The 12,825-nt window shown below is 73.5% G+C and carries 12 protein-coding genes and 2 pseudogenes; 2 read left to right on the top strand and 12 right to left on the bottom strand.

Features of this window, described 5'->3' with window-relative positions:
* Positions 1 to 717 precede the first annotated feature (717 nt).
* The 11 genes and pseudogenes from QMQ26_RS38615 to QMQ26_RS02390 all read right to left on the bottom strand — a co-directional run.
* Positions 718 to 2,006: pseudogene (locus tag QMQ26_RS38615) on the bottom strand (pyridoxal phosphate-dependent aminotransferase); the annotation flags it as partial.
* Between the two features lie 189 nt (positions 2,007 to 2,195).
* A complete protein-coding gene (locus QMQ26_RS02345) occupies positions 2,196 to 3,875 on the bottom strand; it encodes an AMP-binding protein (RefSeq protein WP_282204591.1) in 1,680 nt (559 codons plus the stop codon).
* Positions 3,872 to 4,987, bottom strand: a complete 1,116-nt coding sequence (locus QMQ26_RS02350; protein WP_282204592.1) for a Glu/Leu/Phe/Val dehydrogenase dimerization domain-containing protein — start codon at positions 4,985 to 4,987, stop codon at positions 3,872 to 3,874. Before QMQ26_RS02350 ends, QMQ26_RS02345 begins: the two co-directional genes overlap by 4 nt.
* Positions 4,988 to 5,051: 64 nt before the next feature.
* Entirely contained in the window at positions 5,052 to 5,615 is a 564-nt protein-coding gene (locus tag QMQ26_RS02355) for a type 1 glutamine amidotransferase (RefSeq protein WP_100834658.1), read from the bottom strand.
* Positions 5,616 to 5,634: 19 nt separating this feature from the next.
* A complete protein-coding gene (locus tag QMQ26_RS02360) occupies positions 5,635 to 6,438 on the bottom strand; it encodes an amino acid kinase family protein (RefSeq protein ID WP_100834659.1) in 804 nt (267 codons plus the stop codon).
* Positions 6,435 to 7,007 (bottom strand): Asd/ArgC dimerization domain-containing protein, encoded by a 573-nt coding sequence (locus QMQ26_RS02365; protein WP_282204593.1) that lies wholly within the window; start codon positions 7,005 to 7,007, stop codon positions 6,435 to 6,437. The genes QMQ26_RS02360 and QMQ26_RS02365 overlap by 4 nt, the downstream gene beginning before the upstream one ends.
* Before the next feature lie 53 nt (positions 7,008 to 7,060).
* A complete protein-coding gene (locus QMQ26_RS02370; RefSeq protein WP_282204594.1) occupies positions 7,061 to 7,210 on the bottom strand; it encodes a hypothetical protein in 150 nt (49 codons plus the stop codon).
* Between the two features lie 107 nt (positions 7,211 to 7,317).
* Positions 7,318 to 7,488, bottom strand: a pseudogene (locus QMQ26_RS02375) (N-acetyl-gamma-glutamyl-phosphate reductase); the annotation flags it as partial.
* Positions 7,485 to 8,336, bottom strand: a complete 852-nt coding sequence (locus tag QMQ26_RS02380; RefSeq protein ID WP_282204595.1) for an ATP-grasp domain-containing protein — start codon at positions 8,334 to 8,336, stop codon at positions 7,485 to 7,487. The gene QMQ26_RS02380 and the pseudogene QMQ26_RS02375, both read right to left, overlap by 4 nt.
* Positions 8,337 to 8,340: 4 nt before the next feature.
* The gene (locus tag QMQ26_RS02385) at positions 8,341 to 8,526 is read right to left on the bottom strand and encodes a lysine biosynthesis protein LysW (protein ID WP_100834662.1); all 186 of its coding nucleotides are present in this window, start codon (positions 8,524 to 8,526) and stop codon (positions 8,341 to 8,343) included.
* A 91-nt stretch (positions 8,527 to 8,617) separates the two neighbouring features.
* Complete coding sequence (locus QMQ26_RS02390; protein WP_282204596.1) at positions 8,618 to 9,769, bottom strand: isopropylmalate synthase; 1,152 nt, start codon at positions 9,767 to 9,769, stop codon at positions 8,618 to 8,620.
* Between the two features lie 309 nt (positions 9,770 to 10,078).
* Between QMQ26_RS02390 and QMQ26_RS02395 the strand changes: the two genes are divergently transcribed.
* Complete coding sequence (locus tag QMQ26_RS02395; RefSeq protein WP_282204597.1) at positions 10,079 to 10,645, top strand: LuxR C-terminal-related transcriptional regulator; 567 nt, start codon at positions 10,079 to 10,081, stop codon at positions 10,643 to 10,645.
* Positions 10,646 to 10,719: 74 nt separating this feature from the next.
* Complete coding sequence (locus QMQ26_RS02400; protein ID WP_282204598.1) at positions 10,720 to 11,481, top strand: maleate cis-trans isomerase family protein; 762 nt, start codon at positions 10,720 to 10,722, stop codon at positions 11,479 to 11,481.
* 48 nt (positions 11,482 to 11,529) lie between these two features.
* On the opposite strand, the gene QMQ26_RS02405 is transcribed toward QMQ26_RS02400, so the two are convergent.
* Positions 11,530 to 12,168, bottom strand: a complete 639-nt coding sequence (locus tag QMQ26_RS02405; protein WP_404814042.1) for a response regulator transcription factor — start codon at positions 12,166 to 12,168, stop codon at positions 11,530 to 11,532.
* Between the last annotated feature and the right edge of the window lie 657 nt (positions 12,169 to 12,825).

Consider the following 12,825-nt stretch of genomic DNA (forward strand, 5'->3'; position numbering starts at 1 on the left):
GACCAGCTTGCAGTACGGGTTCCAGCCGGGGTTGCGGATGTGCAGGCCGATGTCGCACAGGTCGTTGCCGAAGGTGTACCCGGCGTACCGCGGGTTGCCCGCGTCGTCGTTGACGTAGACCAGGGCCACCTCGGGCTCCTCGATCAGCGCGACGGAGCGCTTGGGCGCGACCAGCGGGTCGCCGGGCAGCCGCAGCCAGGAGCCGAAGCCCTTGAAGAACCAGTTCGGCGCCACGAACTCCTCGCCCTCGACCGGCTCCTTCTCGAACTTCGAGCGGTGGGTGCGCATGAAGCCGCTGAGCAGGGCGTTGCCGGTGGCCTCGGGCAGCAGCGGCGGCAGGTAGCGGATCTCCTGCTCGCCGCCCTCGACGACGACCGGCTCGGCCTCGGCCTTGATCGCGGCGATGACGTCCTCGGGGTTCTCGGCGGCGATGAACTCGGCCTGCAGCCGGCCGTCGTTGACCCGGTAGAGGGTCAGCGGGGCGCCGGGGACGGGCTTCTCGAAGCCCGCGTACCGCTGGCCCTGGTATTCGCATTCGAAGAGTACGGCCATCTCCGGTTCCTCCTGAGCTCGTTGGTGCGTGCGGTCCGGCGCGGGCCGGACGGTGCGTGCGGTGACGGGTGGGGTGGTGCGTGCGGTGACGGGTGGGGTGGTGCGCGCGGTGACGGGTGGGGTGGTGCGCGCGGTGACGGGTGGGGTGGTGCGCGCGGTGACAAGTGGGGTGGCGGATGCGGTGGCGGGCGGGGCGGCGAGGTCGGCCAGGACCTCCTCGATCCGGTCGACGGACGCCCTGATCCAGGGCAGGTCGAGCGGGTCGGCGGCGGCCAGCGCGGCCTCCTGCCGTTCGGCGGTGTCGCCGTAGAGCCGGCTGGTGGCGGCGCGCAGCCGCAGCGGCCCGGGGTCCTCGCCGAACTCCTCGGCGGCGAGCACGCCGAGGCCGTGGCGGTCGGTGAGCAGCCGGGCCAGCTCCGTGCCGGTGTGCACGCCGTGGGCGGCGAGCGGCTCGCGCAGCGGCTCGAAGTCCGGGTAGAGGTAGCAGGTGGCGCGGACGGGGTCGAGCAGGGCGCCGGCGGCGGTGAACCGTTCGGCGACGGCGCGGACGACCTGCCCGTGCAGCCGGGTGGCGGCGGCCACCCGGGCGGTGACCTCCGGCGGTTCGTCGAAGGCGTAGGCGGCGGCGGCCTGGACGGGGCCGGCGGGCTGGACCAGATCTGGCTGGCGACGGCGACCAGCCGCTCGCGCAGCTGCCGGCCGGCCGGGCCGGAGGGCAGCAGGGCGACGCCGGTGCGCCAGCCGCCGACCGCCAGGTTCTTGGTCAGTCCGCCGGTGACGACGGTGCGTTCGGGGGCGAACAGGGCCGGGGAGGCGGCCGGGGTGTCCGGGTCGAAGACCAGGTCGGTGTAGATCTCGTCGGAGATGACGGTCAGGTCCAGTTCCCGGGCGGCCTCGGCCAGTTGCCGCACGGTGTCGGGCGAGGCGACGTTGCCGGTGGGGTTGTCCGGCAGGGTGACCACGACCGAACGCGGGTCGCGCCCGGCGGCGCGGGCGGCCCGGACGGCCTCGCGCAGCGCGTCCGGGTCCGGCACGCCGCCCTCGCCGGGCCGGACGGGGACCCGCAGGGCGGTGGCCCCGGCCAGCGCGGCCTGGGCCGCGTAGCTGACCCAGCTGGGCCGGGGCACCACCACGTCACCGCCGATCGCCTTGACCGCGGCGAACAGCAGGGACTTGCTGCCGGGCCCGGCGACCACCGCGTCCGGTTCGGCGGCCAGGCCGCGCCGCCGCCAGTACCCGGCGGCGGCGGCGCGCAGCGCGGGGCTGCCCGCCACCGGGCCGTAGGTCGCCTCGCCGACGGCGGCGGCCAGCCGCTCCCGCAGTTCGGGGAGGACGGGCAGGCCGATCTCCCCGCTGGCCATCATCAGGACCTGCTCGCCGGCGGCGCGCCGGCGGGCGAGTGCCTCGTCGGCGGCCAGCGTCGCCGACAGGGTCACCGGGGCGGGCTCGGTCATGGGCGGACTCCACGGGTCGGTTCGGGTCGGACGGGAGGGCGGCCGGCGGGCCGGACGGGGACGCCGCCCGCCGTGGCCCCGCCGCGCCCCGGCCCCGCAGGCCCCGAAGGTCCCGAAGACCTCGCGGAGCCCGCGAGCCCGGCAGGTCCCGGGGGCCCCGCCGGGGCGGGGCGCCCGGCGGGAGCGGGGTCACTGCCCGCCATGGCTGCGGCGCAGTTCGGCCTTGCGGACCTTGCCGGTGAGCGTCTTGGGCAGGGCGTCGACCAGCACCAGGCGGTCGGGGAGGAAGCGCTCCTCCTGACCGGCCGCGCGCAGGTGGGCCAGGATGCCGTCCAGGTCGGGGCGGGCGGGTCCGCTGGGCACGACGACGGCGAGGATCGGGTCGTCGGGGCGGCCGGTGGTGCCGACCAGGGCGGTCTCGGCGACGTCGGGGTGGCGGGAGACGATCGCCTCCAGTTCCGTGGTCGGGACGACCGCGCCGTCCCGGAGCAGGGCGTCCCGGGCCCGGCCGAGGATCCGGATGCCGCCCCGGCCGTCGGTGCGGGCGAGGTCGCCGGTGTCGAACCAGCCGTCGGCGTCGAGTTCGGCGGCGAAGGCGTCCGCGCGCCGGTGGTAGCCGAGCGCGCGGGCCGCGCCGCGCACCCGCAGCCGGCCGACGTCGGCCCGGGTGCCGGGGCGGTCGGGGTCGTCCACGCGCAGTTCCATCGCGTCGATCGGTCCGCCGTTGCTGTACGCGGCCCGGTCCGCGTCGTAGTCGAGCCGGGTGATGGTGACCGGCCCGAACTCGGACATCCCCCACACCGAGTAGGTGCGGGCGCCGAGCGTCTCGCGGACGTCGTCGACCAGGTCCTGGAGGACGGGCGCGGAGCCGGTGATGGCGTGCCGCAGGGTGGAGACGTCGCGCGGTTCGGCCCGCTGGGCGCGGATGACGTCGGCGAAGGTGCTCGGCGGGCCGTAGATCAGCGTGGCGCCGTACCGTTCGACCAGGTCGAGCAGGACGTCGTTGCGCCGGAGGTCCTGGAAGGCGACGGTGCCGCCGACCATGACGCCGGTCAGCACGCCCTGGCCGAAGCCGGAGTAGTGCACCAGCGGGGTGGTGACGGCCGCGACCAGGCTGTCGTCGAGCAGGAAGGTGTCGGCGTAGCCGCGGACCGCCGCGTGGACGGTGTTCTGGCTGTGCAGGACGCCCTTGGGCAGGCCGGTGGTGCCGGAGGTGAACAGCACCACGAACGGTTCGTCGGGGGTGAGTTCGAGGCCGTCCAGGTCGCCGGTGCGGCCCTCCTCCCAGGGGGTGGCGACGAAGTGGTCCTCGAAGGAGAGGGTGCCGGGGCTGCGCCCGCCGACCACCACCACGTGCTCCAGCGGCAGGTCGGCCTTGAGGGCGGCGAGGTGCGCGGCCAGCGGGTAGCCGTTCCACTCCGGGACGGTGACGCAGACCCGGGCGCCGGTCAGTTCGAGCCGGTGGCGCAGTTCGTCCTCCTGGCAGACCGGGTCGATCGGGCAGGTCACCGCGCCGATCCGGATCGCGGCGAACAGCAGCGGCACCGACTCCCACCGGTTGGGGAGCTGGACGGCGACGAAGTCGCCGCGCCGGACCCCGAGTTCGAGCAGGGCGACGGCGAACCGGTCGGTCAGCCGGGCGAGTTCGGCGTAGTCGAGGGTGTCGGTGCGCGACTCCCCGACCCGGCGGGCGGCGATGGCGAGCTTGCGCGGGCGCAGCCGGGCCTGCCGGCGCAGGTCGTCCAGGAAGGTCTCCCGGCGCCACCAGCCGCGCCGCAGGTACGCGGCGGCGAGTTCGGGGCTCGGTGCGAAGTCCGTCTCCTCCGAAGGGGTGTGACCGGTCGTGACGGTCTCGGCGGCGGCGGTCATCCGCGCTCCTTGCGGCGCACGTCGAGCAGCTCGGGCAGCGGGTTGCCGGCCCGGCCGGCGGCGATCTCCAGCAGGTCGCGGGTGTTCTGCCGGACCCGGTCGGCGACCCAGTCGAAGACCCACTGCTTGCGGGCCTGCGCGGGCAGGTGGAAGGGGACGACCCGGGTGACGGCGAGGGCGGCCGAGCCGGCGCCGCCGATGTTGGCGATCACGCCGGGGACGAGGACGGCGCCGGCGGCGGCGATCTTCTCCTTGGCCTCGGCGGTGGAGGCGAGGTTGGCGCCCTCGACCACCAGGCGGGCCCGCAGCCGGTGGGCGTTCTCGGCGTTGAGCGCGTACTTCTGGGCGGCGAGGACCAGCAGGTCGGCGTCGACGTCGAGCCAGGCGTCGGGCTCGCCGGAGAGGGTGACGCCCTGCGGGAGGCGGGTGCGGTCGATCCGGCCGAACTCGTCGGTGATGTCGATCAGGTCGGCGACCGGCAGCCGGTCGGCGCTGATGGTGCCGCCGATGTCGGCGACGCCGACGATCAGGTGGCCGCGGTCCTCCAGGAACTGGGCGACCGCGCGGCCCACCGCGCCGAAGCCCTGGACCACCACCCGGGCCGGGCCGGTGCGGCCGTTGGCCTCCAGGGCGGTGACGGCGGCGACGCCGACGCCGTGGCCGGTGCAGTCGATCAGCGGCTCGTAGTAGGTGCGCCAGTCGATCGGCATGTCGGGGGCGCCGAGCCGGTAGCGCGGGTCGTACCCGGCCTCCTCGAAGAACACCGCCCGGTCGGCGGGGGTGACGCCCATGTCGATGCCGAGGTGGATGCCGCCGTGCAGCAGCGGCTTGACGGTGCGTCCGAAGGTGCGGAAGGTCTGCTCGCGGTTGCTGCCGTCGGAGACGATGCCGGCCTTGGCGCCGCCGATCCGCAGCCCGGCCAGGGTGAACTTCTCGGTCATGTCGCGGGCCAGTCCGGCGACCTCCTCCTCGGTGACGCCGGGGGTCATCCGGGTGCCGCCCATGGCGAGGCCGTCGACCAGGGAGTCGACCACCACCCAGCCCTTGAGGGTGCCGCCGCTGCCGTTGAGGTGGGTGGTGAAGGCGGGCGGCTGCGGGTCTGTCGAAGTCATTGCGGGGTCCTCCAGTACACGGACGGTTCGGGGTCGTGTGCCGCCTCGGCGGGCCGGACGGGGGTCACTGGTAGAGCTGGGCGAAGCCGCGCAGGATCTCCCGGCCGTCGCTGCGGAACTCCAGGTGGGCCTGGGAGCCGAGGATGCGGCCGTCGTCGGAGCGGATGAACTCCACCGGCGCGTGCTCGGAGCGGCCGATCGAGCGGAAGCCCGCGGGCGCCTCCTGGAGGTAGAGGGTGTGCCGGTGGAAGACCGTCACCTCCGGGCCGACGTGCGCGAAGAGCGGTTCCTCCTTGTCGACCTGCGCCCGGTGGCCGCCGACCCGCTGCGGGCCCTCGGCGAGCCGGCCGCCGGCCGCGACGGCGATGACCTGCATGCCGCCGCAGATCCCGAAGACCGGGACGTCCGCCTCGTTGACCAGGTCGATCAGCGGCTTGTAGAACTCGCCGTCGTAGGCGCGGACCTTGGTGCCGCTGAGCACGATCGCCTGGTAGCGGCCGTCCAGCCGGGCGGGGAGCTCGGCGGCGGCGGCCACCTCGGTCTCCGAGCCGAGCTCCTCGAAGCGGCTGCGGAGCTGTTTCAGGGACAGCGTCCCGTTGTTGACGACCAGCACTCGGGATTTCGCCACGTGCGGTGCTCCTCGCTGCTCAGGTTCGGGTGATGACGGTGCCGGTGCGTTCGGCGACCAGCTCGGTGACGGGGGCGCTGCCGATGACGACGCGCTCCACGCCGCCGTCCAGGGCCTCGCCGGCGGCCCGCAGCTTCTTGCGCATACCGCCGGTGGCGCCCTTGTCGCGGAACTTCGCGGCGGCCTCGGCGGTGATCCGGCGCACCGGCCGGTCGTCGATCAGCAGGTGGGCGACGTCGGTGACGAGCACCAGCTGCCCGGCCCCGATGCCCCCGGCGACGGCGGCGGCGGCCCGGTCGGCGTCGGTGTTGACCTCCTGGCCGGCGGTGTTGCGGGCCAGCGGGGTGACCAGGTGGACGTGGCCGGGGCGCACCGCCTTGAGCGGGGCCGGGTCGACGCCGGTGATCGGGCCGACCAGGTTCTCCAGCTCGACGAGCTGCTTGTCCTTCCACCACCAGCGCTCGCCCTCGCCGGCGGTGACCAGGCCGTCGCTGCCGAGCAGCCGCTCGCCGGTGACGCCGCGCCGCTCCAGCCGGGCCAGGACGTCCGCGGCGAGTTCGGCGCTGACCTGCTTGATGTCCCCGATCACCTCGGGCGTGGTCCAGCGGCTCTGGTTGCCGTACCGGTCGCGCAGGATCGCGGACGGGTCGCGGTAGCGGGCGCCGAGGTTCTTCAGCGGCTTGGACCAGCCGTGCACCAGGACCAGCGGCCGCTGCCGGGCGTACGCGGCGAGGTCGTCCCACCAGGCGTCGGCCAGGTCGTCGACGGTGCTGCCGCCGAGCTTGACCACGGTGGGGGTGGACTCGGGTGTCGTCGCGCTCATGCGGGCATCACCGGCTGCATGGTCAGGCCGGTCTGGACCGGCAGGCCGAATCGGATGTTGGTCACCTGGATCGCCTGGCCGGCCGCGCCCTTGACCATGTTGTCCAGGGCGGCCAGCACGACGATCCGCCCACCCTCCTCGTCGTGCAGGGCGGTCACGTCGCAGTAGTTGGAGCCGAGCACGGCCTGCGGGTCGGGCACCGGGATCAGCGTCTCGTTGGAGCGGCGCACCCGGACGAACGGGTGGTCCTTGTAGAACCGCAGGTAGGCGCGTTGCAGGGTGCGCGCGTCCACCGGGTCGTCGGTGAACACGTAGCTGCTGGCCATCAGTCCGCGCACGTGCGAGACCCCGTACGCCGACATGCTGAGCGATTCGACGCCGCCCGGCTTGCCGCGGTCCAGGAAGTCCTTGACCTCCGCGGCGTGCCGGTGCCCGGACGGGGCGTAGGGGGCGATGGCGCCGTTGCGCAGCGGGTGCAGGTTGGCGGTGCGCAGTTCGAGGCCGCCGCCGCTGGAGCCGGTCTTGCCGTCCACCACCACGGTCTTCAGGTTGAGGCCGAGGGAGAGCACCAGCGGGGCGAGCCCGAGGGTGATCGCGGTGGCGAAGCAGCCGGGCAGCGAGATCAGCGCGGCCCCGACGAGCTGGTCGCCGACCAGCTCGGGACGCCGTAGACGAAGCGGTCGGCCAGGTCGTCCGTCCGCGGCACCTTGGGGTACCAGCGCCGGTGCAGCTCGGGGTCGCGGATTCGGAAGGCGCCGCTGAGGTCGACCACGCAGGGCACCTGGTCGGCCAGTCGGGCGGCGAGCGCCGCCGAGGCGGGCGCGGGGTGGCCAGGAAGACCACGTCGCAGCGGTCGGCCAGGCTGTCCGGGAGCGCCTCGATGGTCAGGCCGAGGTCGAGGCGCAGCCCGGGGTGCAGCTCGGACGGGCGCCGGCCGGCGCTGGAGGAGCCGCCGAGGAAGGTCAGTTCCAGTTCGGGGTGCTGGAGCACCAGTCTGATCAGTTCGCCGCCGGCCAGCCCGGAGGCCCCGACGATGCCGACCCGGATCATCCGGTCTCCTCCTGGACGTAGCGGGCGACGGCGGCGGCGATGTCCACCCCGGTGGCCGAGGCGACCGCCCGGAAGGCCGGGGCGTGGTTGACCTCGTTGACGACGTAGCCGTTCGGGGTGGCGAACAGGTCGATGCCGTAGATGCCGGGGCCGAGCACGTCCAGCACCCCGTCGACGGTCTTGCGGACCTCGGGGTCCGGGTCGACGGCCCGGTTGCGGTTGCCGAGCGCCGCGTTGCTGCGCCAGTCGGTGCCGGCGCTGCGGAACTCGGCGATGGCCACGGTCTCGCGGCCGACGGTGAAGCAGCGCAGCGAGGTGCCGGAGGCCAGGTAGGGCTCGACCAGGCCGGCCTGTTCGAAGCCGTGCCCGAGATCCTCGACGTAGTCGTAGACGGACTGCGCGCTGTCGGCGTCGCGCAGCAGGGTGACCCGCTTGCCCATGCCGCCGAAGACCGGCTTGAGCACCACGGGCGGCGGGAGTTCGGTCAGCGCCTTCTCGAAGTCGCGCCGGGAGAGGACCAGGCGGAAGTCGGGCACCGGCACGCCCGCGGCCCGCAGTTGGGCGCGCAGGGTGAGCTTGTTCTCGCAGGCGTGGATGGCCGGGGCGGTGTTCAGGGTGCGGATGCGGGCCGCTTCGGTGAGGGTGGCGATCAGGCCGCCCCGGGTGTAGCTGCGGCTGCGGACCAGGACGGCGGCGTGCTCGCGCAGCGAGGCCGCGTCGCGGTCCCCCAGGGCCAGCGACTCGTCGTTGACCCATTCGATGCGCAGGCCGAGGCCCGCGGCGGTGTCGATCAGTCGGCGTTCTTCCCAGCCGACCCGGTCGGCGATGAGGGCGACGGTGCGTGTCATCGGCTCACTGGCCCCAGTCGCGCAGCTGGACCTCGACGGCCTGCAGGCTCAGCCGGCCGTCCTCGATGTCCTCCACCCGCAGGGTCAGCAGGCACTCGGGGCAGGCGATGGTCTCGCCCTGCACCAGCGGCGGGGTGGTGAGGTCGGTCTCGCACTCGGGGCACAGGCCGGTGAGCGTGGCTACAGACATGGTGTTCTCCGTGATCGGTTCGGGTCGGTGGACCGGAAGCGGGGTGGGAAGGGGACAGGGGTCAGGGGACAGGGGAAAGCGGCGGGGCGGCTCAGGCGGCCTGGTACCGGTCGGCCGCGGCGCGGATCGCGTCCCGGTCGAGCAGTTCCTCGCCGTGCGCCTGGCGCTCGGTGAGCCAGGTGGTGAAGGCCGCCAGGTCGAGGGAGTCGGCGGTGTCGCCGAGCGCCCAGCGGACGAGCGGGGTGGTGAGCCGGGTGCGCACCCGCAGTCCGCGGGCGTTGCCCACCACCTCGGGCGGGAGCGTCTCGTACGCCTCGGGGTGGGTCAGCTGGCCGGGCAGCTCGTACGCGAACGCGTGCGGGGCGGTCGGGCCGGACTGGAAGGCGTGGCCGAGCCGGGCGCCGCGCAGGGCGGCGTTGGTCAGCTCGGTGAGGTGGCTGAGGTCGAAGCGGGTGTCGCCGTACACCACCCGCAGCGAGGTGAGCAGTTCGGCGAGCGGGGCGTTGCCGCCGCGTTCGCCGATGCCGCCGGCCGTGGCGGAGATCCAGCGCGCGCCGGCCCGGTAGGCGGCGAGCGAGTTGGCGACTGCCATGCCCAGCATGTTGTGCGAGTGGATCTCGATCTCGGAGCCGTCGATCGCGGTGATCTCCCCGATCACCGACTCCATCTGCCAGGGCGACAGGCAGGCGACCGTCTCGGCGAGCCGGAACCGGTCGGCGCCCGCCTCGAAGCCGGCCGTGACGTAGGGGACCAGGCGCTCCTTGGGGGTGCGCGCGCCGTCCTCGCCGCTGAAGGTGACGTGGAAGCCGCGGTCCTTGGCCTCCTCGATGGCGGTGCGGGCCAGCGAGATCAGGTACTTGGTGCTGGGCGAGGCCAGCTTGAGCCGGGCGTGCTCCTCGGAGGTCGGGATCGAGAACATCACCGACCGCACGCCGAGCCGCAGCGCCTCGTCCAGCGCCTTCACCACCTGCTGGCGGTCACGGACCATGACCAGGGTCAGGCTGCGCTCGGGCCCGACCGCCTCGTGGGCGGCCAGGACGAGGTCCGCGTCGCCGGAGTTCGGGCCGGACACCATGCCGACCTCGACCAGCTCCACGCCGGTCCTCACCAGCAGGTCCGCGATGGTGGCGGCGTCCTTGGCGTCGAACTCGACGCCGGCCATGTGGGCCGAGTCGCGCAGGGTGGCGTCGGATATCCGGGGGAGTTCTCCCGGGGGTATTTCGACGTTCTCCGGAGGTGCCATTGCATTCACTCCTCATTGACCGTCATGAATCGTACGGAATCAGTGCGACGCGGTGCGGTGAAGCCGGGGTCAAGCCTCGCCGCTCGCCCGATCCTGGGTCAAGATCCGCCGTGTCAGAGCTGTGTCAATATTCCTCAGGCGAATGTCAGGCCGATGTCAGGGCCGCAGAATCCGCCGGACCGGGCGGCGTGTTCCCGCTCACGCCGGGAAGCGGTGCGTCCGCCGGGATTCCGGGATAGAGTTCCCGGAGCCCGGCGGCCGGCCCGCCGGAATGCGGGAACACTGGGGCACGGGGACGGGGGGAATCGGGTGATCTTCGCGGTCGAGCTGATCCTGCCCGCGGGCGCGGGCGGCGCTCCGCGCGGGCTGCGGGAGCACCGGGCGTACTGGGACGGCCTGGCCGGGGAGGGCGTGCTGATCGCCGGCGGCCCCTGGCAGGACGGCTCCGGGGAGCTGCTGCTGTGCCGCGCCCCGGACCGGGCGGCCGTGCTGCGCCTGCTCGAACAGGACCCCTACCTGCGCTTTCGCACCGTGACCAGGTACACGGTGCGGGCCTGGCAGCCGACCGGCGACCTGCCGACGCCGCCCGCGCCCGCCGCCGCGTCCACGCCCGCCGCCCCGCCGGTCGCGCGGCGAGCCGGGCGGGCGGCCGCCGCGGCCGGGGCGCTGACCCCGCACGAGGAGCGGGTCGCGGCGATGGCGGTGGCGGGCATGACGAACCGGGCGATCGCCGCGGCGCTGTCGGTCTCCACCCGTGCGGTGGAACTCCAGATGACCCGCATCTACCGAAAGCTCGCCATTCGGCGCCGGGCCCAGCTGGCCCTCGCGTTGAACGGCCGGGTAAATGCGGGCGGACTGCCGGAACAAATCGCCTGAACGCCCGCCGCTACGGTTTCCCGTAGTGTCCGCACGGTCGGTCGACAATAGCCTGGGAGGAATACCTCCGACCGATGGGTGAGATCGCCATGGGCATTCCTTCCGCACCCCGGATAGGGCTGGTCGTTCCTCCGGAGAACCCCAATGCGGAGCCGGAGTACACCCAGCTCCTGGGCCGCGGCCCGACATTCCACACGACCCGTTTCCCGACCACCCCGGACAGCACCCTGCGGGACATGCTGGACACCTACAACGAGGTGCTGCCGGACGTGCTGGCCGGGTTCGGCCGACTGCCGCTGGACGCCGCGGTGGTGGCCTGCAGCGCCTCGCACTACCTGCACGCGCCGGACGGGGACCGGGAGTTCTGCGCGGAGCTGTCCGAGCGGACCGGCTTCCCGGTGCGCTCCTCCGCGCTGGCCACCCTGGACGCCCTCCGGGCCCTCGACCTGACCCGGCTGACCCTGGTCTCCCCCTACGAGCCGTGGCTGACCGAGCTCTCCCGCTCCTACTGGGAGCGGGCCGGGCTGACCGTCGAGCGGGTCGTGCAGGTGTCCACCGACGGCCGGTTCGACCCGTACACCGTGACCACCGACGGGCTGCTCGCCCAGCTGCGGCGGCAGGACGTGCCCGAGGACGCGACGCTGCTCTTCACCGGCACCGGGATGTTCACCCTGGACGCCCTGGCGGAACTCGACGGCGACCCGGACCGGGTGCTGCTGAGCTCCAACCTGGCCAGTGTCTGGTGGGCGCTGCGCACGGCGGGCGGGCGGCCCGGCGAGGCGGCGGGTGACCACCCGCTGCTGCGCCGGCTGGCGCGCCGGGCTGTCGCGGCCTGAGCCCGCCGGCCCCGGGCCCGGCCGCTGCGCGCGGGCCGGGCCCGGGCTTCAACCGCTGCCGATCCGGTAGCCGACGCCCCGCACCGTGATGATCCACTTGTTGCCGCCGAGCTTGCTGCGCAGGCTGCTGACGTGGGTGTCGATGGTCCGGCTGGACTCGGTCCAGTCGCACTCCCAGACCTTCGCCATGAGCTCCTTGCGGGACAGCACCGATCCGGGGTTGGAGGCCAGCACGTAGAGCAGTTCGAACTCCTTCGCGGTGACGTTGACCACCCGGCCGTCCACCTGCACCTCGCGGGTGCGGCCGTTGATGTGCAGCGGGCGCAGCGAGATGTCCTTCACCGCGGGCTCGGGGTCGGGGGCGGGGGTCCGGGTGCGGCGCATGACCGCCTCGATGCGGGCCACGATTTCCTGCGGGGGGCAGGATTTGGTCACGCAGTCGTCCGCCCCGGCCTGCAGGGCGAGCACCCGGTCGGACTCCCGGTCCCTGGCCGCGAAGGCAATGACCGGCGTACTGCCGGAGGATCGCAGGAGTCTGCACGCTTCGAGCCCTTCGATATCGGGGAGATCGAGGTCGAGCAGCACCAGATCGACGTCGGGGATCATTTCCAGGGCCTCCCGGCCGGTGCCGGCGATCTTGGCCTCGTACCCCTTTCGCAAAAGGCTGTAGAGAACAGATTCGGCCACGGTAGAATGCTCCCCGACCAACAGCACGCGTACCATGTTTCCTCGTCCTCTCCATAAACGGTCGCATCACGACGTCCCGTCCCGGTCGCCCGGTCCCGGGGCGAAAACGGCACGGAGGGGCCCCGGCGCGTCCCGGAGGGACGGGTCGGGGCGGCCGGCAGGGGCCGGGAGTCAGGTCACCGACCGGCGCGACATCGTACGGTGGGCGCGGCGGCCGGTTCGCGACGGCTCTGCATCCGACCTGCTCCCCTGAGGATTCGAACGGCTTCCGGCACCGGTACGGACGGGGCTGGAGTGGTGGAAGACGCCCGTGCGAATTCCGTCCGTTCCGAGTGCGATTCGCCCATATCCTGACACCCCGTGCCGCCGAGGGCAAGCATATGCCGGAGCCCGCCGCACGCGGGCGGGCCGGCTGTCCAGGGAATCTGTCCAAATTGGTACCGATTCGAGCCGAAGGACCCGCTCCGGATTTCACACAGCGGCAATGGAAGCGGGCGCGACCCCCCGAAGGCCGAGGGTTTCCACCCTCGGACCCCAGGGGGCCGCGCCCCGATCCCGGCGATAGCGTCCCCGCCGCGAATCCTCACTGCGCGTGTGCTCTTCGGCGGTCTGCGTCGCGGACAGTAATTGCCCGGCGGGTCGCTTCCGGAATCGTTC

Source organism: Kitasatospora fiedleri, from assembly GCF_948472415.1.
Taxonomy (GTDB): domain Bacteria; phylum Actinomycetota; class Actinomycetes; order Streptomycetales; family Streptomycetaceae; genus Kitasatospora; species Kitasatospora fiedleri.

Bases quoted from the DNA above. Each gene is read 5' to 3' on its own strand.
- QMQ26_RS02345 (WP_282204591.1), bottom strand. From the start codon at position 3,875: ATGACCGCCGCCGCCGAGACCGTCACGACCGGTCACACCCCTTCGGAG.
- QMQ26_RS02350 (WP_282204592.1), bottom strand. From the start codon at position 4,987: ATGACTTCGACAGACCCGCAGCCGCCCGCCTTCACCACCCACCTCAAC.
- QMQ26_RS02360 (WP_100834659.1), bottom strand. From the start codon at position 6,438: ATGAGCGCGACGACACCCGAGTCCACCCCCACCGTGGTCAAGCTCGGC.
- QMQ26_RS02380 (WP_282204595.1), bottom strand. From the start codon at position 8,336: ATGACACGCACCGTCGCCCTCATCGCCGACCGGGTCGGCTGGGAAGAA.
- QMQ26_RS02385 (WP_100834662.1), bottom strand. From the start codon at position 8,526: ATGTCTGTAGCCACGCTCACCGGCCTGTGCCCCGAGTGCGAGACCGAC.
- QMQ26_RS02390 (WP_282204596.1), bottom strand. From the start codon at position 9,769: ATGGCACCTCCGGAGAACGTCGAAATACCCCCGGGAGAACTCCCCCGG.
- QMQ26_RS02400 (WP_282204598.1), top strand. From the start codon at position 10,720: ATGGGTGAGATCGCCATGGGCATTCCTTCCGCACCCCGGATAGGGCTG.